This window comes from Azonexus hydrophilus (assembly GCF_001956855.1).
Taxonomy (GTDB): Bacteria; Pseudomonadota; Gammaproteobacteria; order Burkholderiales; family Rhodocyclaceae; genus Azonexus; species Azonexus hydrophilus_A.
This window is the reverse complement of sequence record NZ_MTHD01000002.1, coordinates 262,075-278,157: the sequence shown is the minus strand read 5'-3', so window position 1 is coordinate 278,157 and position 16,083 is coordinate 262,075. Positions and strand designations below refer to the sequence as shown.

Sequence of the window (16,083 nt, the reverse complement as noted above, 5' to 3'; positions counted from 1 at the left end):
CATGAACACACCACCCTGCACTCCCTCGACCCGCTTGCTGCCGCTGGCCGGCGTCTGGCTGATGCTGGTCGTGCTGACGCTGCTCAGCCCTGGCCTCGGCGACTGGCTGCACGGCAGCACCGCGCTGCCCTGGCTGGTGGCCGCCATCATCTGGCTGAAGGGCTGGCTGATCTGCCGCCATTTCATCGAATCCGGGCTGACCCATCCTTTCATCCGCCGGGTACTCGACGGCTTCATCCTGGTCACCCCGGTTGCGCTGGTCCTGATCGCCCTCTTCGGCCCGCAGTTTGCCCGCTGGGCGACGCTATGACTGCGCCGCGACCAGCCGGCCGAGCGTTGCCACCGCCTGTTGCCGGGCTTCCGAATCGGGATGGCCGAAGTTCAGGCGCAGGTGGTGGCGAAATTCGCGCTTGGCCGAGAAGATCGGCCCCGGTGCCACGCTGATGCCCAGTGCCAGCGCCTCCTTGTGCAGGCGCAGCGCATCGACCCGGGGCGGCAGTTCCAGCCACAGGAAATAGCCGCCCTGCGGCCGGGCCAGCCGGGTGCCCTCGGGGAAATGCTGCTCGACCGCCGCCACCAGCCCCGCCTCCTGTTCGGCCAGCTTGCGCCGCAACTGGCGCAGATGGCTGTCGAAACCGCCGTGGCGCAGATAGTCGGCGAGCGCGATCTGCACCGGTACGCTGGTCGCCAGACTGAACGACAGCTTCTGCCGCCGGATCGCCTCGGCGTAACGCCCGGCCGCCACCCAGCCAAGCCGGTAACCCGGCGCCAGGCATTTGGAAAACGACGACACATGCATGACCAGCCCGTCGCCATCCTCGGCCTTGCTGCACAGCGGCGCCTGGCGGTCGAAATGCAGTTCGGCGTAGACATCGTCCTCGATCAGCGGCACCTGGTAGCGACGCAACAGGCCGAGCAGTTCCCTCTTGCGCGCATCGGCCAGCAGGCTGCCGGTCGGGTTGGCGAAATTGAGCATGAACAGGCAGGCCTTGACCGGATGCTGGCGCAGCGCTTCTTCCAGCGCCGACAGGCTGACGCCCTCGCGCGGATGGCTGGGAATTTCGATGACGCGCAAACCGAGCCGTTCGCTCGCCTGCAGACCGGCGTAGAAAGTCGGCGACTCGATGGCGATCAGGTCGCCCGGCCGGGTCACCGCCTGCAGGCAGAGGTTCAGCCCTTCCATCGCGCCGGCGGTAACGACGATCTCCTGCGGCGACACCGACGCCCCCTGCGCCAGATAGCGCAACGCTATCTGCCGACGCAGTTCCTCGTTGCCCGGCGGCAGGTCGCTCAAGGTCGATTGCGGATCGAGCCGGCGCGCCGCGTTGGCCAGAAAACGCCCGAGCTTGTCGAAGGGAAACAGTCCGGCCGCCGGAAAACTGGAACCGAGCGGCACGATGCCGGGATCGCGCACGCTGTCGAGAATCTGGAAGATGAAGTCGCTGACCTGCAGTTCGGTCGCGCCGCCGGCCGGATGCGTCATCATCGGCTCCGGCAGTTTCTGGCCGAGACGCGCCCGGACGAAATACCCGGATTTCGGCCGCGCCTCGATCAGCCCGCGACTTTCGAGCAGGTAATAAGCCTGGGTAACGGTGATCGGGCTGATGGCGTGCGTGCGGCACGCCTTGCGCACCGAGGGCAGACGATCGCCCGGACGCAGCACACCGTCGCTGATCAGCTTTTCCGTCTGCGCCGCAATGTCCTGGTAGAGACTCATGGGCCGGATGTTAACAGTTCCGGCCAGCGCCGGCCTTCGCCTGGATCAAGTTACGGAAATGCACTGGCTGCGTGGTGCGTCCTGACGGATTCGAACCATCGACCTCCACGATGTCAACGTGGCGCTCTAACCAACTGAGCTAAGGACGCACGCTGAAAATCTGGAGCGGCAGAAGAGTCTCGAACTCTCGACCTATACCTTGGCAAGGTATCGCTCTACCAACTGAGCTACTGCCGCATTCTTGTGTGCTTCAAGAGCCGCGCATTATACGGATTCGGGAAAAATTGCCAAGACCCTTCGTGGGTGGGCGTCGACAAAATTTTGACGGGAAAAATCGGGGAATTTTGCGGTCGACCGTAAAAATCCGCAAAAACCGGGAAATGGCGCAAGGCTTGCCGACATCGCGGACAGGCGAAGTACGCTTGGCTCGGGTAAGCTGCGCAGCCGCGAAACATCAACGCACTTCAGTCGAAAACCCCGAAAAGGGGTCACGGAGCAACCATGTCTTTACTTTCAGAACTTGCTGATCTCGCCCATCTGGAGTCGATGAGCGATTACACGGTCAGGAACCCGCACCAGGGCTGGGCCGTCCTGAGCGTGTTCGGCCCCACATCCGAAACCTGTGTCGCGGGATTCTGGAAGTTTCAGCGAGGATGCGACGAAGGCGAAGCCATTGAGCGCTTCCTGAACCGCTATCCAGGCCGCGTGGAACTGGCGCTCGCCTCCGTGGAAGAAGTCGGCCTGGAATACATGGGGACCCCAGTGCAGGGGAAGAACGTCCTGGTCGTGCGCCCGATTTCTCGCGTTTGAATTGGCTTTTGGACAGTTTCCGGAGAACGTCGCGTTTCGTCCGTAATCCCTGTCAGGCAACAACAGACTGACAACGGGCCTTTGGGTTTCGTAGCCCACTGACTCCTGATCGGCGAGGCTGTGTGAAAACTCTCTCGCTATGTACCTCGATTGCCGGTTTCGCATCGTGATACCCTTGCGACATTCCCGATTTGCCAGAGGAACAGTGTATGCATATCAACACAGTTGCCGGCGGGAGCGGCAAAAAAGTCTGCTATCTCGCTCAGCAACTGACGGTCGGTATCTCGCTGCTGGCTTTGCTGAGCACCGCTGCTCTAGCGCGTGATGAAGGCTACTATCCAGTGCGCGAATTGCTCGTCACTGGTGAGACCGTTGTCGGCGAAAAGATTCAATACCCTACCACCGGTGCGCCCAAGATCACCGTTGCCGTGGTGACGATTGCCCCCAACTCCCAAGCCGGCTTTCATCGCCACCAGGTACCGCTAGTAGCCTACATTCTCGAAGGCGAACTCACCGTCGATTACGGTGAAAAAGGTGTGAAAACCTTCCGCCAGGGCGATGCAGTAGTCGAAGCGATGAATGTGCCACATCGCGGCATGAATCTAGGTAGTGGTGTCGTCAAGCTTCTGGCCGTGTATGTCGGTGCGGAAGGTTCGGCCAACGCAACGCTGGAGAGGTAACCCCGGCCGAAACCGGCTTGACCGGGGGCGGCTAAAGATCGGCCAGAAAGCGGCCTCACGCGCTGTGACCGCTGAGCGGGGCTAGATTTCCGTCTGCTCGGATAACCGGTTATTCAATCGGCGCGAACCCGTAGTAGGAACCATAGGCCGACGGTGCCGGCGCATAGGCGGCAACCTTGATCGCATCAGCCAGGGTGACTTGGTTGGTGAGGCCGTCGATGCCGTCGGTTTCCCTCAGCCACCGCTCTTCGACTTCCATTTCGCTCAGGCCGTTGAGGCACAGGTTCCTGTCGAATCGCTCGGAACGGTACTCAAAAGCCATGTCATGGGCGATAAACAGGGTATGAATACAGGCTGTGATCAAGGTTTCGTCTACCGGGTCGGCACCCATCACCCGGGTGCCACAGAAAGGGCAATGTACCGGGGTGTAGTAAAAGGTCTTGAGCTGGTTACGCTGAATGGTGTTGATCATGGTCATGCTGTTCTCCGTGTCGTTTTGAAACGGCCGGGTCCTGATGCTACCGGCCCGCCGCTAGCGTCTCATCGCTCGATTAATTGATGGCGCTGAAGGTCCGAGTGGGAAAGTCCGGCCAGTTCGCCAACCACCCGGTTGATACCCCGGCCCAGTAGCCACCAAGCATTGCCGTAGGGCAGGACGGAAATACCCGACTCGGCGCACAGGCGTTCCGCCAGGGCGCGTTGCTTTTCTATGTTCATTTATTCTTTTCTAGGTTTGCCCGGACATCGACAGACGCCGATCCGGGTACTTCATGCCGGCAATGCGTGCCGGCATGAAGTAGCTGACAGTTACGCCGATGCGGCGGTCAGCGAGAACGCCTGCAGAATCAGGCGATCTGAATGTTGCTTGCTTGTTTGCCCTTGGGGCCGGTGGTGATGTCGAAGCTCACCCGCTGGCCTTCAGCCAGCGTCTTGAAACCATTGGATTGAATTGCGGAAAAGTGAGCGAAGAGATCTTCGCCGCCGTCTTCAGGTGAAATGAAGCCAAAACCCTTGGAATCGTTAAACCACTTTACGCTACCTGTTGCCATATCTTTAATCTCCGAAAATTACGGGGCGGAATGCCCCTGGATGGGGCGAGATCAAGAGGGCGAGGCAAAAATGGGGGAATGGCGCCGCACAAACGCGGGTACTAGACCAACAAAATAACTACACAACCAGAAATCGCTGCAGTGCACGATACGCGGCATGGCGCTATATAGCAAACTGAATCTCTCAAGAATTGGTTTTCGCCCATTTTCACGGTCGACCGCAAAACTCCCCCAATTTCCGGCCAAGCCTCAGTCGCCTGCGCAGCGGATATTTCCCACCTTGCCCGGGAGGCCAATCCGTGTTGGGATGTCACAATGATATCCATCCAGCGCTTGCCATGAAGGAAAGAGCCCTGCCCGGCCGACGACACACCGGAAGAAACGACACGATGAATCGACTGTTCCAACTGTTCCGCCGCCTTGCCGGCATCTGCCTCATCGTCATGAGTACCGGCGCGAGTGCCGACGACGCTGCCCGCCAGCGCGCCATTGAACTGCTGGATTACCTCGATGCCGGCCGCTACAGCGAAGCCACGGCGATGTTTACGCCACGCCTGGTCGAGGCGTTGCCGGCCGGGCGCCTTCATGTCTTCTGGGCGTCGCTGCCGGCGCTGTACGGTCAGCCGCTGCGGCGTGGCCGGCCGGTTGATGAGGAATTCCTCAGCGGCTACAAGGTGCGCATCGGGCTGGAATTCGAACAGGCGATGCTGGTCGCCGAAATCACGATCAACAGCCAGCAGCAGATCGGCAGCTTCATGCTGCTGCCGGACGACAGCCCGGCACCGCTGGTGAAGAACGCACGTTTTGCCGAAACCGCGTTCGACGTGCCGCTGCAACGCGGCAGCCTGCCGGCCACGCTGACCCGTCCGAACGGCCCGGGGCCGTTCCCCGGCGTGGTGCTGGTCCACGGTTCCGGCCCGCATGACCGGGACGAAAGCATCGGCCCCAACCGACCCTTCCGCGATCTGGCGCATGGCCTGGCCGCGCGCGGCATCGCCGTGCTGCGTTACGAGAAACGCAGCCGTGTCCGTCCCGGCGACTACGCCGGCGATTTCAGCGTCGACGACGAAACCACCGACGATGCCGTCGCCGCGCTGCAGCTGCTCGCTGGCACGCCGGGAATCGGCCCGGTCTTCATCTTCGGCCACAGCCAGGGCGGCATGCTGGCGCCGCGTATCGCCCGCCGTGCCGGCATAGCCGCCGGCGCCATCCTGTGGGCGGCGCCGGCCCGGCCAGTCGGCAGCGCGCTGATCGAGCAACTCGGGCGCATTGCGGCGATGGATGGCAACACCAGCGCCGACGAGCAAAAGACCATCGATCAGATCGCGCAGGGTCTGGCCCGCATCCGCCAGGGCGACAACCCGCCCCGCGCCGAAGCCCCGCTGCAACTGCCCGCCACCTACTGGCGCAGCCTGGACGACATTCTTGCGGTCGACGAGGCAAAACAGGCAAAAATCCCGCTGCTGATACTGCACGGCGGCCGCGATTACCAGGTAACCGACACCGACTGGCAGACATGGCGCGACGCCTTCGCCGACGATCCACGGGCGACGCTGAAGCGCTATTCCGCGCTCAACCATCTCGGCATCGCCGGCAGCGGCCGGAGCACACCCGACGAATACCTGAGCTCAGGCCAGGTCGATGCCGGCCTGATTGAAGACAGCGCGAGCTGGATCATGAAGATCGTGGCTGAACGGAAGTAAACGACAACCGTAGAACCGGCCGGCTTGTGCTTAAATGTCTGCCTTCGCGCAAGACAGCAGCAACACCCATGGCAATCGAAATCGAACGCAAATTCCTGCTCGCCCAACTCCCTGATCTCTCGGAAACGCCCGGTGAAATCATCGTTCAGGGGTATGTCGCCAAGGAGCCCGAGGCGATGACCACGCGGGTGCGCATCCGCGCCGAACAGGCCTTCATCACGCTGAAAGGTCCGAGCAACGGCCTCAGTCGCGACGAATACGAATACCCGATCCCGCTGCGCGACGCCGAGGAAATCCTCGGGCGCTACTGCCGCGGGCGCATCGTCTGCAAGACGCGCCATCTCGTCGACCACGCCGGCATGACCTGGGAAATCGACGTTTTTGCGGGCCGGCACGCCGGCCTTGTCGTCGCCGAAATCGAACTGCCTGCGGAAAGCCACCCGCTCGAACTGCCGCCGTGGCTGGGCGCCGAGGTCACCGACGACAAACGTTTCGGCAACTTCGCCCTGGCCATGATCGACGGCACGCCCGACAGCCGGTGGTGGCTCGCGGAAGGCCTCGTCCCGGCCACCCAGGCGGCCTGCTGCTGCCGCTACTTCGGCCAGTTGTCATGCTGCGAACAAGCCAGCAGCGACCTTGCCGCCACGGAAACCTGCGGATGAAGATCTACCTCGCCGGCCCCGACGTTTTCCGTCCCGATGCCCTGGCCTGGGCCGAACAGGCCCGCGCGCTGCTGCAACGGCACGGCCACCACGCGCTGATCCCGCTCGACAACACCGAGACCACGGCCGCCGGCATCTACCGGGCCAACATCGCGCTGATCGCAGAGGCCGATGCGGTCATCGCCAACCTGAACCCGTTCCGCGGCTGCGAACCCGATTCGGGCACGGCCTTTGAAGTCGGCTACGCCATCGCCAGCAAAAAAACCGTCATCGGCTACCTTGACGACGACCGCCCGCAGATTGAAAAACTCGCCGGCAGCGTCGACGCCCAGGGCATGAGCATCGAAAACTTCGGCCTGCCGATCAACCTGATGCTCGGCATCCCCTGCCGGATCGTGCGCGGATCGCTCACCGATGCGCTGGCGCTGCTGGATGGCGACTGATCAGTCAGCACTGGCAAACGCATAGCCCGCCTTGCTGCGCTTTGCCCGGTACATGGCCTTGTCGGCCATGTCGAGGAGCGCCCCCGACGTCGTGCCGTCTTTGGGAAAGACCGAGATGCCGATACTCGGGTTGATGCTCAGGCTGATGTCGATGTCCCGCACCCGAATGGCACAGGGCACCTGTACCGCATTGATGATTTTTTCTGCGACGGTGGCAATGTCGTGTTCGCTCTCGGCGCCCATCAGGATATACAGGAATTCGTCGCCACCATAACGGCAGACCGTGTCATCGTCCCGCGTGGTTTCCTTGAGCCGGCCGGCAACCGTTTGCAGCACGACATCGCCGACGTCGTGCCCGTACGTATCGTTGATCATCTTGAAATCATCCAGATCCAGGAACATCACCGAAAAATGAAGGCCATTCCGGTTGGCCACGGCCAACCCATGTTCCAGTCGATCGCTGAACAATGCGCGGTTGGGCAGGCCGGTCAAAGGGTCATGAAGCGAGGCGTGGCGCGCGTCGTCGCCCTGTTTGCTCACGCTGAGCAGGTGGGCCTCAAGGATATGCCGCTCCCTGACCTCCTCCTTCAACTCGCTATTGACCGCCGACAGGACCTCGGATGCGTCCTGTACCTTGGTCTCGACGGCCTCGCTTTTTTCGATGGCATTTTCAACCCCGGGGGAAACGTCCCCGTCCTGCAGTTCGCGCTTCAGTTCGGTATTGACCGACGACAGGTCGTCTGCGCATTCCTCGACGATATCCCTGACACGCTCGCTCTTGCCCAAGACCTGGGTCAGCGAATCGGCGGAGCGAGGGGTTTTCAAGGACGGCGCGGGTGGATTGTTTGTCATGGCTTCATGGCTCCTGATGTTCGGTGAAGCAAGCTCGCCGCAGCCGGGTGGAATCCGGGCGAACCGGCCCACCATCAGACTAGCCGGCAGTTCGACAAGCGGTCTGTGCGCTATCGAACCAAGAACGAAATCGCCCGTCAGGACACAGACCGCCAGGGCCCTCGGCGCAGTACACTCCAGTTGTCGCCATCACACCGGAAATCATCATGCGCCTCCTGCCCGTCCTGCTTCTTGCTGCCTTCGCCCTGCCGGCAGCCGCTGAGGAAATCGGTTGCACGACCACCGAATGGAAACTGATCGGTGCCAATCACCGCGTCTGCGTCTATGCCTACGACGATCCGAAGATTCCCGGCGTCACCTGCCATGTCAGCCAGGCCCGCACCGGCGGCATCAAGGGCAGCCTCGGGCTGGCCGAGGACCCTTCGCAGTTTTCCATCGCCTGCCGCCAGATCGGTCCGATCGTCGTGCCGGAAAAGCTGCCGACGCGGGAGGTCGTGTTCAGCGAAGACACCTCGCTGCTATTCAAGGAAACGCAGATTCACCGTCTTTACGACGCCAAACGCAAGGTCCTGGTCTATCTCGGCATCAGCCGCAAGATCATTGCCGGCGCGCCGAGCAACGCGATATCGACGGTGCCGGTCCAGCCCTGGCCGGCGAACCGGGCGCCCTGAGCGAGGTATTTGCGCACCCATCGGGTGCCCGCGACGCACCCGATGGGTGCTGCCCTGCCGCGCCGGCGAGCCACTGAGGGCTTTCCTGCGGATGGAACAATACTTGCGTGAAACAAGGCAGGTACAGAACCGGACCGGGAGGACAGCATGAATGGCGAACTCAACGAAGAAACGATGTTCTGGATACGCCTCGCCGCGTTTGCGAACCTGTCCGAACAGATCCTGTGCACCGGCGCCAGCGTCGATGACGCCGAGGAACTGCTGTTCGGCTGGCAGCTGCCGGGCAAGCTGCCATCGCGCTTCGCCTGCCTGACTGGCGGTGTCGCAAACGCGACAGTCAGGGTTTGAAGCCTGGCTGTCCGATTTACCTGCCGCGCAGTTTATTTGCCCGCTTTTTTGTCGCTATCCGGTACGAACTTCAGCACATTGCCATTGATGCAGTAGCGCTTGCCGGTCGGCGGCGGGCCGTCGTCAAAAACGTGGCCGAGGTGGATGCCGGAACTGGCGCTGCGCACTTCAACGCGGCGCATGCCGTGGCCGACGTCGACATGCTCGGTAATCGCGCCGGGTAATGGATTGAAGAAGCTGGGCCAGCCGGTGCCGCTCTCGAACTTGGTGTCGCTGCGGAACAGCGCCGCGCCAGTGATGGGGTCGACGAAGGTTCCGGGGCGTTTTTCATCAAGATGTGAACCGGTGCCGGGACGTTCGGTGCCCTGCTCGAAGGCGATCTTCTGTTGTGCCGGCGTCAGCAGGTGGAACCCGAGCCATTGCCAGAAGCGGGGTTTTTCGCCGTTGTAGCCGGTGTAGCGCGAGACTTCCTTGCCCTTTTCGAAGAGCACGATGGTCGGCGTCGCGAACAGTGCCTTTTCCAGCGCCCAGCCGACCGGCGGTTCCGGGTTCAGCGTGCGGGCAACGGCGACCGGCGACTGCCAGTGATCGAGCACGTCGGCCTTGAATTTGCGACAGAAGGCGCAATCGTCGCTCTCGAAAACGATCAGCTGGCGTTCGAAGTTGAGCGCCTTGGCTTCGAGTCGCGGCGCCTTCGCTGCAGCTTGCGGCATCGCCGTGCTGGCGCCGGCAACCGGGTACTTGACGCCGGTACCGCCGAGGCCGCAATAGCCGTTCGGATTCTTGACCAGGTAATCCTGGTGGTATTCCTCGGCCGTGAAATACTTTTGCAGCGGCGCGATTTCGGTGGTGATGGCGCCATGACCGGCGGCCTTCAGCGCGCCCTGGTAGACGTCACGGGTCTTCAGCGCAACGGCCTGCTGGGCATCGCTGTTGGTATAGACGGCGCTGCGGTAATTGGTGCCGACATCGTTGCCCTGACGGTTGCCCTGCGTCGGGTTATGGCTTTCCCAGAACTGGATCAGCACCTTTTCCAGATCGACCTTGGCCGGGTCGAAGGTGACCTTGACCACTTCGGCGTGGTTGCGCTGGGTCGTCTTGCCCCATTGCAGCATCTTTTCGTGAGCCAGCACCGCATCGTAGGTACCGGCGATCTCGCCGTTGGCGTAGCCGCTTTCGACATCGAGCACGCCGGGAATGGCCGCCATGCGCCGCTCGGCGCCCCAGAAACAGCCCATGCCGAGCACGACGCTGTCGGTAACGGCCGGCATCACCGGCTTGGCAGCCTTGGCGGCGGCCTCGCCGTCGGAACAGCCGGCGATCAGAAAACTGCTGGATAGGGTCAAGATCAATCCTTGAATGAGTTTACGGGGTGACATTGCTTGCCTTTCGCTGGCACGGGATAGCGGTCGAATCACTGCGACTCGCCGCTACCGCTGCTCCGGGGTGGACTGACAGGATGCTCAGTGGTTCCCGTTAGTCGGCGAAGCAGTCGATTCCTTACAGCCGACACGATACGTCAATCCCAGGCCAGCGCCCCGCCCGTCTGGTACTCGGTGACCCGCGTCTCGAAGAAATTCTTCTCCTTGCGCAGATTGGCCTGCTCGTCGAGCCAGGGCAGCACGTTTTCGGCGCCTGGGAAAGGTTCCTCGACACCGACCTGTCTGGCCCGCCGGTTGGCGACAAAACAGAATTGCTGGACGTGCAGTTCGGCGTTGTAGCCAAGGATCGGTTCGCGCAGGATGTAACCGGCGTAGGCGCGCTCGGCGGCTTCGGCTTCGTCCCACAGTTCGCGCAGCGCCTGCGGGTCGAGCGTCAGGTTTTCTTCCTTGAGCAGTTCGCGCACGACGCGGATGCCGAAGGCGCAGTGCAGGACTTCGTCGCGCATGATGTACTGCAGCTGCTCGGCGGCGCCCTTCATCAGGCCGCGCCGTTGCAGCGCGAAGATCGGCGTGAAGCCGTTGTAGAACCAGCAGCCTTCGAAGATCACCGCGAAGAAGAAATAGGACAGCGCGAATTCGTGCAGGTTGGCGCGGTTTTCCAGGTCGAAGTCGGCGCGCATGACGCGCTCCAGCCGGCGGTTGGCGAGCGCGATCTTGCCGTGGATTTCGGGCACGACGCGGTAGCGGTTGTAGATTTCCTGCTGGTCGAGACCGATGCTTTCGATGCAGTGCTGGTAGGTCCAGGTGTGCAGCGCTTCTTCATAAACCTGGCGGGCCTGGTAGATCTGCAGTTCGGGCGCGGTCATCTTCTCCATCACCGCCAGACCGATGTTGCGCATGGCCAGGATGTCGGAAGTGGTCAGGTAGGCCAGCACGTTCTCGAAAACGTGGCGCTCGGCCGGGCTGAGCTTGTGGTGGTAGTCGTGCACGTCCTGCGCCATGCTGATTTCGAGCGGCGTCCAGTGGTTGCGGTTGGCCTTGAGGAAAAACTCCCAGGCCCAGGGGTACTTGAACGGCGCCAGCTGGTTGATATCGGCCTTGCCATTGACGATGCGCTTGTCGGCGGCGTTGATCGGCGCCAGCGACGGTGTCGCGGGAATGTTGCGGTCAACCGCGGTTTTTGCCGGTTTTCCGGCGTCGACCGCAACAGCGGGCACCGGGTTTTCCTGGGCGGGCGTCTCCCAGTCGTCGAAACGGAAGGCTGCGTTCATGTTGTGCTACTCCACGAGAAATGGGACGCCCGGTAGTGCCGACGGCCCGCTGGTTCAGGGACGGACTTCACGGAAGCGCTGACGGCGATCCCAGTCCACGTAAAAAATGCCACCGGCCGGCGCGCTGAAGCTGAACAGCCGTTGGCCATCGACCGACACGGCGCTGACGCCGGTCGAGAAATCGAGTTCGGGTTCCTTGCCGCCGCGATTGACGGCGATCAGCGGCAGGCCGGTTTCCCGGCTGCGCTGTTCCCAGACGTCGCCCGGGCCCATGCCGTCGACCGGCGGCCAGTTGGCTGGCGACAGCAGTATCTGGGCGCCGCGTCCGGCGAGCTGGGCGGCGGTGTCAGGACGCCAGGCGTCGGCGCAGATCAGCGTGCCGACCTGGATGCCGTCGACGGTAAACGGCCGGCCGTCACCGCCGGCCACCGACCACGCCTCGGCGCGGCCGACCGGGCGCTGCTTGCGGTAGGCGCCGAGGATGTTGCCGGCGCGATCGATGGCGGCGACGCTGTTGTGCAGCCTGCCGCTACCCTTCTCGCGCTCGGCGAAGCCAACGAAGAGTGCGATGCCGTTGTCGCGGGCAATCGCCGCCAGCGTGTGCATCCAGGCATCGGGGAAAGGCGCGATCCAGTCGGTACCAACGCGCTTGGCGAAGTTGTAGCCGGTTTCGGCCAGTTCCGGCGTCACCACCCAGTCGGCGCCCTGGCGTGCCGCAGCGCGGATGCCGGCCTCAATGCGGGCGCGGTTGCCGGCGATGTCGCCGGGCACCGGGTCGAGGTGGAGCAAGGCGATGCGCAGGTCGCCGGCGGCCTTGGCCGGGCCGCCGGCGGCATCGGGGAAACGTTTGGCGCCGGGCAGGAAATAGCCGTTCTGCTTGCCCAGCGCTTCGATCACCGCGGCGTGGGCGGCCTTGCCGATCAGCTCGCCGATGCGGCTGTGGCCGCCGGTGTAACTGGCGCGCGGCGCCGCCGTGCCGGAAACGACGATGATGCTGTCGGTACCAGTGCCGGTCGCCTGCACGCCCGGGGTGTAGGTGCTTTCCACCTTGAGGTCTTCGAGCGCCGCCGTCTTGCCTTCGGTGACGGTGATCAGCGCGCGGGCCAGCGCCGCGTCGCTGAGTTCGATGTTGGTCAGCACCAGGATGTTGATGGTGCCGGCCGGCTTGCCGTCCTCATCGAGGCCTTCGATATGGCTGCCGCTGTCGACGCCGGTGCGGATCGCATTGCTGCGAGCGCCGGCGGTGGCCAGCACGGTGACAATCAGCGGGCCGTGGCTGCGCGTGACAACGGCCAGGTTGTCCATGTCGGCAGCCGTCGCCATCTGCGCCACCGCCGCGTGGGCGACGCCCAGCCGGTCGGCCAGCGCATCGCGCACGCCCTCGCTGTAGGCCTTGCCGGCGGCGCCGAGCTTGACCCAGAGCAGCGGATGCCCGGCGTGGTTGATCGCGGCGCGGGCGTCGACCAGGCCATCGCTGGTCGACAGCGCGCGGCGCGGCGTCGGGAAGCGGACCAGCAGCGTCTTCTCCCAGAAGCCGTCGCGCTCGCCGTAGAGGAGTTCAGCACTCGCCGTCACCGCTTCGGGCAGAAGCGGCACGGCGGGTCTTTCGGCCAGCGCAGGCAGGGCCAGCAACAGGCAGGCAGCCTGGGCGAGGTAACGAAGCAATCTGGATTTCATCATCGGATTCCGGTCAGGCGAAAAACCGCAAGCTTACTGGCAGGCTTCGCATTCGGGATCGTCGATGGCACAGAATTTCGGCGCCTCTTCCGTCACGACGGCATCATCCCGCCCACCCGCCTTCTCGGCCTGGCTGGCGCCCAGCGTGCGCAGGTAGTAGGTCGTCTTCAAGCCGCGCAGCCAGGCCAGTTTGTAGATCTCGTCGAGTTTCTTGCCGGAAGGCAACGCCAGATAGAGGTTCAGCGACTGCGCCTGGTCTATCCATTTCTGCCGGCGCGCCGCCGCTTCGATCAGCCACACCGGGTCGATCTCGAAGGCGGTGGCGTAGCGCGCCTTGAGCTCTTCCGGCACGCGCTCGATGCGGGCCAGCGAGCCGTCGAAGTACTTGAGGTCGGAGACCATCACTTCGTCCCACAGGTCGAGCGCTTTCAGGTCGCGGACCAGCGCGTCGTTGACGACGGTGAACTCGCCGGAGAGGTTCGATTTGACATAGATGTTCTGGTAAGTCGGCTCGATGCTGGCCGAGACGCCGACGATGTTGGAAATGGTCGCCGTCGGTGCAATCGCCACGCAGTTGGAATTGCGCATGCCGTAGCGGCCGATGCGTTCGCGCAGAGCGTCCCAGTCCAGACTGGCATCGCGGTTAACTTCCAGATGCCCGCCCCGCCCTGCCTCCAGCAAGCCGATCGAATCCAGCGGCAAAATGCCCTGATCCCACAGGCTGCCGGTGAAACTCGAATAACGGCCGCGCTCGCGGGCCAGTTCGCTCGAAGCCCAGTAGGCGTGATAGCAGACGGCTTCCATGGTCTTGTCGGCGAACTCGACTGCTGCGGTCGACGCGTACGGCAGGCCGATTTCGTACAGGCAATCGGCAAAACCCATGATGCCGAGGCCGACCGGACGATGACGCAAATTGGCGTTGCGCGCCTTGGGCGTCGCGTAGAAATTGATGTCGACGACGTTGTCGAGCATGCGCAGCGCGGTGGTCACGGTGCGCGCCAGCTTTTCCTGATCGAGCTGGCCGTCCTTCAGGTGCGCCAGCAGATTGACCGAGCCGAGGTTGCAGACGGCGGTTTCAGCATCCGAGGTATTGAGCGTGATCTCGGTGCACAGGTTGGACGAATGCACGACGCCGACATGCTGCTGCGGCGAGCGCAGGTTGCAGGCATCCTTGAAGGTGATCCACGGATGGCCGGTTTCGAACAGCATGGTCAGCATCTTGCGCCACAGTTGCACGGCCGGGATTTTCTTGTGCAGCTTGAGTTGCCCGGCAGCGGCCTGAGCCTCGTAGCCAACGTAAGCCGCTGCAAAGGCAGCACCGAACTTTTCGTGCAGATCGGGCACGTCGACCGGTGAGAACAGCGTCCATTCAGCGTTTTCCATGACGCGTTGCATGAACAGGTCGGGAATCCAGTTGGCGGTGTTCATGTCGTGCGTGCGGCGGCGCTCGTCGCCGGTGTTCTTGCGCAGGTCGAGGAATTCCTCGATGTCGAGGTGCCAGGTTTCGAGATAGGCACAGACCGCGCCCTTGCGTTTGCCGCCCTGGTTCACGGCGACCGCCGTGTCGTTGACCACTTTCAGGAAAGGAATGACGCCCTGGCTCTGGCCGTTGGTGCCCTTGATCCGGCTGCCCAGCGAACGCACCGGCGTCCAGTCGTTGCCGAGGCCGCCGGCGTATTTCTGCAACAGGGCGTTTTCCTTGATCGACTGGTAGATGCCCTCGAGATCGTCGGCCACCGTCGTCAGATAACACGACGACAATTGCGAATGCAGCGTGCCGCTGTTGAACAGCGTCGGCGTCGAACACATGAAATCGAAGCTGGAAATCAGGTCGTAGAACTCGATGGCGCGCGCTTCGCGGTCGATTTCGTTGAGCGCCAGGCCCATCGCGACACGCATGAAGAAAATCTGCGGCAGTTCGATGCGACGGCCTTCGATGTGCAGGAAGTAACGGTCGTACAGCGTCTGCAGGCCGAGATAGCCGAACTGCAGGTCGCGCTCGGGTTTCAGGGCGGCAGCGAGGCGCGGCAGGTCGTAGCTGGCGAGACGCGGGTCGAGCAGTTCGGCGGCAATGCCCTGCTTGATGAAAACGGGCAGATATTCGGCGTTGACCGATGAAAGCTCGTCTAGCGTCACCGCCCGGCCGAGCACTTCGCGGCCCAGGCTGGCCAGCAACAGGCGGGCGGTGACCTGGTTGTAGGCCGGCTCGCGCTCGACCAGCGTGCGCGCGGCGAGGATCAGCGCCTGGTAGACGTCGGCCAGCGGAACGCCGTCGTAGAGGTTCTTCAGGGCACTTTCATAGATCGTCCTGGCCGACACCACATCGCCGAGACCGAAGCAGGCGGCTTCGCAATTCTTCAGCAGCAGTGCGCGGTCGAGCGGCAGGCGCACGCCGTTGTCGAGCACATGCAGTTCGGCAACGCTGATTTCCTCGATCTGGCTGGCCGCCCGCTCGGCCGCACGGCGTTCGCGATAGAGCACGTAGGCCCGCGCCACGTCGTGCTCGCCAGCGCGCATCAGCGCCAGTTCGACCTGGTCCTGGATGTCCTCGATATGCACCGTGCCGCCATCGGGCATACGCCGCGTCAGAGAACGGACGACAGTCTGCGTCAGCCGGGCAACGACCTCGCGGATGCGCGACGACACCGCGCTCTGACTGCCTTCGACAGCGAGAAAGGCCTTGCTCAGCGCGACGGCGATCTTGTCGGCATCGAAAGCGACGAGCGCGCCGTTGCGACGGATAACCTGCAGCGCGGCAATCGCAAACTCGTTAGCAGCGGAATGAACGTGAACGACGGACTGAGCGGTGGGTGACAAG

Annotated in this window: 17 protein-coding genes and 2 tRNA genes; 8 read left to right on the top strand and 11 right to left on the bottom strand. The window is 63.1% G+C overall.

What is annotated here, in order from left to right; translation table 11 throughout:
- Window position 1 precedes the first annotated feature (1 nt).
- On the top strand, window positions 2–310 hold the full coding sequence (locus BJN45_RS05840) for a hypothetical protein (protein WP_076093047.1): 309 nt from the start codon (window positions 2–4) through the stop codon (window positions 308–310).
- Here the strand turns inward: BJN45_RS05840 and BJN45_RS05835 are convergent.
- From BJN45_RS05835 to BJN45_RS05825, 3 genes are all read right to left on the bottom strand, one after another.
- Window positions 305–1,717 (bottom strand): PLP-dependent aminotransferase family protein, encoded by a 1,413-nt coding sequence (locus tag BJN45_RS05835; RefSeq protein WP_076093045.1) that lies wholly within the window; start codon window positions 1,715–1,717, stop codon window positions 305–307. The genes BJN45_RS05840 and BJN45_RS05835 overlap by 6 nt on opposite strands.
- Before the next feature lie 72 nt (window positions 1,718–1,789).
- Window positions 1,790–1,866, bottom strand: a tRNA-Val gene (locus BJN45_RS05830).
- 12 nt (window positions 1,867–1,878) lie between these two features.
- Window positions 1,879–1,954 (bottom strand) — tRNA-Gly (locus BJN45_RS05825).
- A 264-nt stretch (window positions 1,955–2,218) separates the two neighbouring features.
- Here BJN45_RS05825 and BJN45_RS05820 point away from each other — a divergent pair.
- Together BJN45_RS05820 and BJN45_RS05815 are read left to right on the top strand one after the other, a co-directional pair.
- Window positions 2,219–2,527 carry a hypothetical protein gene (locus tag BJN45_RS05820; RefSeq protein WP_139326301.1) on the top strand — a complete coding sequence of 103 codons (309 nt, stop codon included), beginning with the start codon at window positions 2,219–2,221 and terminating at the stop codon, window positions 2,525–2,527.
- 209 nt (window positions 2,528–2,736) lie between these two features.
- Entirely contained in the window at window positions 2,737–3,207 is a 471-nt protein-coding gene (locus BJN45_RS05815; protein ID WP_076093041.1) for a cupin domain-containing protein, read from the top strand.
- Between the two features lie 109 nt (window positions 3,208–3,316).
- Here BJN45_RS05815 and BJN45_RS05810 read toward each other — a convergent pair whose 3' ends face one another.
- From BJN45_RS05810 to BJN45_RS05805, 3 genes are all read right to left on the bottom strand, one after another.
- Window positions 3,317–3,679, bottom strand: a complete 363-nt coding sequence (locus tag BJN45_RS05810) for a hypothetical protein (RefSeq protein WP_076094119.1) — start codon at window positions 3,677–3,679, stop codon at window positions 3,317–3,319.
- 68 nt (window positions 3,680–3,747) lie between these two features.
- Window positions 3,748–3,924: a hypothetical protein gene (locus tag BJN45_RS17760; protein ID WP_170873038.1), complete on the bottom strand. Its 177-nt coding sequence runs from the start codon at window positions 3,922–3,924 to the stop codon at window positions 3,748–3,750.
- 128 nt (window positions 3,925–4,052) lie between these two features.
- On the bottom strand, window positions 4,053–4,256 hold the full coding sequence (locus BJN45_RS05805) for a cold-shock protein (protein ID WP_076093039.1): 204 nt from the start codon (window positions 4,254–4,256) through the stop codon (window positions 4,053–4,055).
- 389 nt (window positions 4,257–4,645) lie between these two features.
- On the opposite strand from BJN45_RS05805, the gene BJN45_RS05800 reads away from it, so the two are divergent.
- From BJN45_RS05800 to BJN45_RS05790, 3 genes are all read left to right on the top strand, one after another.
- A complete protein-coding gene (locus tag BJN45_RS05800; protein ID WP_170873037.1) occupies window positions 4,646–5,959 on the top strand; it encodes an alpha/beta hydrolase in 1,314 nt (437 codons plus the stop codon).
- A gap of 68 nt (window positions 5,960–6,027) precedes the next feature.
- Complete coding sequence (locus BJN45_RS05795; RefSeq protein ID WP_076093037.1) at window positions 6,028–6,621, top strand: CYTH domain-containing protein; 594 nt, start codon at window positions 6,028–6,030, stop codon at window positions 6,619–6,621.
- Window positions 6,618–7,064 carry a nucleoside 2-deoxyribosyltransferase gene (locus BJN45_RS05790; RefSeq protein ID WP_076093035.1) on the top strand — a complete coding sequence of 149 codons (447 nt, stop codon included), beginning with the start codon at window positions 6,618–6,620 and terminating at the stop codon, window positions 7,062–7,064. The genes BJN45_RS05795 and BJN45_RS05790 overlap by 4 nt, the downstream gene beginning before the upstream one ends.
- Here the strand turns inward: BJN45_RS05790 and BJN45_RS05785 are convergent, their stop codons facing one another.
- The gene (locus BJN45_RS05785) at window positions 7,065–7,991 is read right to left on the bottom strand and encodes a GGDEF domain-containing protein (RefSeq protein ID WP_205750549.1); all 927 of its coding nucleotides are present in this window, start codon (window positions 7,989–7,991) and stop codon (window positions 7,065–7,067) included.
- A 131-nt stretch (window positions 7,992–8,122) separates the two neighbouring features.
- On the opposite strand from BJN45_RS05785, the gene BJN45_RS05780 reads away from it, so the two are divergent.
- On the top strand, window positions 8,123–8,587 hold the full coding sequence (locus BJN45_RS05780) for a CreA family protein (RefSeq protein ID WP_076093031.1): 465 nt from the start codon (window positions 8,123–8,125) through the stop codon (window positions 8,585–8,587).
- Window positions 8,588–8,734: 147 nt separating this feature from the next.
- Window positions 8,735–8,935 (top strand): hypothetical protein, encoded by a 201-nt coding sequence (locus BJN45_RS05775; protein WP_076093029.1) that lies wholly within the window; start codon window positions 8,735–8,737, stop codon window positions 8,933–8,935.
- A 32-nt stretch (window positions 8,936–8,967) separates the two neighbouring features.
- Here BJN45_RS05775 and msrA read toward each other — a convergent pair whose 3' ends face one another.
- The 4 genes from msrA to BJN45_RS05750 all read right to left on the bottom strand — a co-directional run bounded on the left by msrA (window position 8,968) and on the right by BJN45_RS05750 (window position 16,082).
- Window positions 8,968–10,281 carry a peptide-methionine (S)-S-oxide reductase MsrA gene (gene msrA, locus BJN45_RS05770; protein ID WP_205750548.1) on the bottom strand — a complete coding sequence of 438 codons (1,314 nt, stop codon included), beginning with the start codon at window positions 10,279–10,281 and terminating at the stop codon, window positions 8,968–8,970.
- Window positions 10,282–10,454: 173 nt separating this feature from the next.
- Complete coding sequence (locus tag BJN45_RS05765) at window positions 10,455–11,588, bottom strand: ribonucleotide-diphosphate reductase subunit beta (RefSeq protein ID WP_076093027.1); 1,134 nt, start codon at window positions 11,586–11,588, stop codon at window positions 10,455–10,457.
- A gap of 54 nt (window positions 11,589–11,642) precedes the next feature.
- A complete protein-coding gene (locus BJN45_RS17755) occupies window positions 11,643–13,268 on the bottom strand; it encodes an adenosylcobinamide amidohydrolase (protein ID WP_170873036.1) in 1,626 nt (541 codons plus the stop codon).
- Window positions 13,269–13,298: 30 nt separating this feature from the next.
- Complete coding sequence (locus BJN45_RS05750) at window positions 13,299–16,082, bottom strand: ribonucleoside-diphosphate reductase subunit alpha (protein ID WP_076093025.1); 2,784 nt, start codon at window positions 16,080–16,082, stop codon at window positions 13,299–13,301.
- Between the last annotated feature and the right edge of the window lies 1 nt (window position 16,083).

Coding starts and splice junctions, on each gene's coding strand:
- BJN45_RS17755 (WP_170873036.1), bottom strand. CDS start 13,268: ATGATGAAATCCAGATTGCTTCGTTACCTCGCCCAGGCTGCCTGCCTG.
- BJN45_RS05835 (WP_076093045.1), bottom strand. CDS start 1,717: ATGAGTCTCTACCAGGACATTGCGGCGCAGACGGAAAAGCTGATCAGC.
- BJN45_RS05840 (WP_076093047.1), top strand. CDS start 2: ATGAACACACCACCCTGCACTCCCTCGACCCGCTTGCTGCCGCTGGCC.
- BJN45_RS05815 (WP_076093041.1), top strand. CDS start 2,737: ATGCATATCAACACAGTTGCCGGCGGGAGCGGCAAAAAAGTCTGCTAT.
- BJN45_RS05800 (WP_170873037.1), top strand. CDS start 4,646: ATGAATCGACTGTTCCAACTGTTCCGCCGCCTTGCCGGCATCTGCCTC.
- BJN45_RS05775 (WP_076093029.1), top strand. CDS start 8,735: ATGAATGGCGAACTCAACGAAGAAACGATGTTCTGGATACGCCTCGCC.
- BJN45_RS17760 (WP_170873038.1), bottom strand. CDS start 3,924: ATGAACATAGAAAAGCAACGCGCCCTGGCGGAACGCCTGTGCGCCGAG.
- BJN45_RS05805 (WP_076093039.1), bottom strand. CDS start 4,256: ATGGCAACAGGTAGCGTAAAGTGGTTTAACGATTCCAAGGGTTTTGGC.
- BJN45_RS05810 (WP_076094119.1), bottom strand. CDS start 3,679: ATGATCAACACCATTCAGCGTAACCAGCTCAAGACCTTTTACTACACC.
- BJN45_RS05820 (WP_139326301.1), top strand. CDS start 2,219: ATGTCTTTACTTTCAGAACTTGCTGATCTCGCCCATCTGGAGTCGATG.
- BJN45_RS05795 (WP_076093037.1), top strand. CDS start 6,028: ATGGCAATCGAAATCGAACGCAAATTCCTGCTCGCCCAACTCCCTGAT.
- BJN45_RS05780 (WP_076093031.1), top strand. CDS start 8,123: ATGCGCCTCCTGCCCGTCCTGCTTCTTGCTGCCTTCGCCCTGCCGGCA.
- BJN45_RS05790 (WP_076093035.1), top strand. CDS start 6,618: ATGAAGATCTACCTCGCCGGCCCCGACGTTTTCCGTCCCGATGCCCTG.
- BJN45_RS05785 (WP_205750549.1), bottom strand. CDS start 7,991: ATGGTGGGCCGGTTCGCCCGGATTCCACCCGGCTGCGGCGAGCTTGCT.
- BJN45_RS05765 (WP_076093027.1), bottom strand. CDS start 11,588: ATGAACGCAGCCTTCCGTTTCGACGACTGGGAGACGCCCGCCCAGGAA.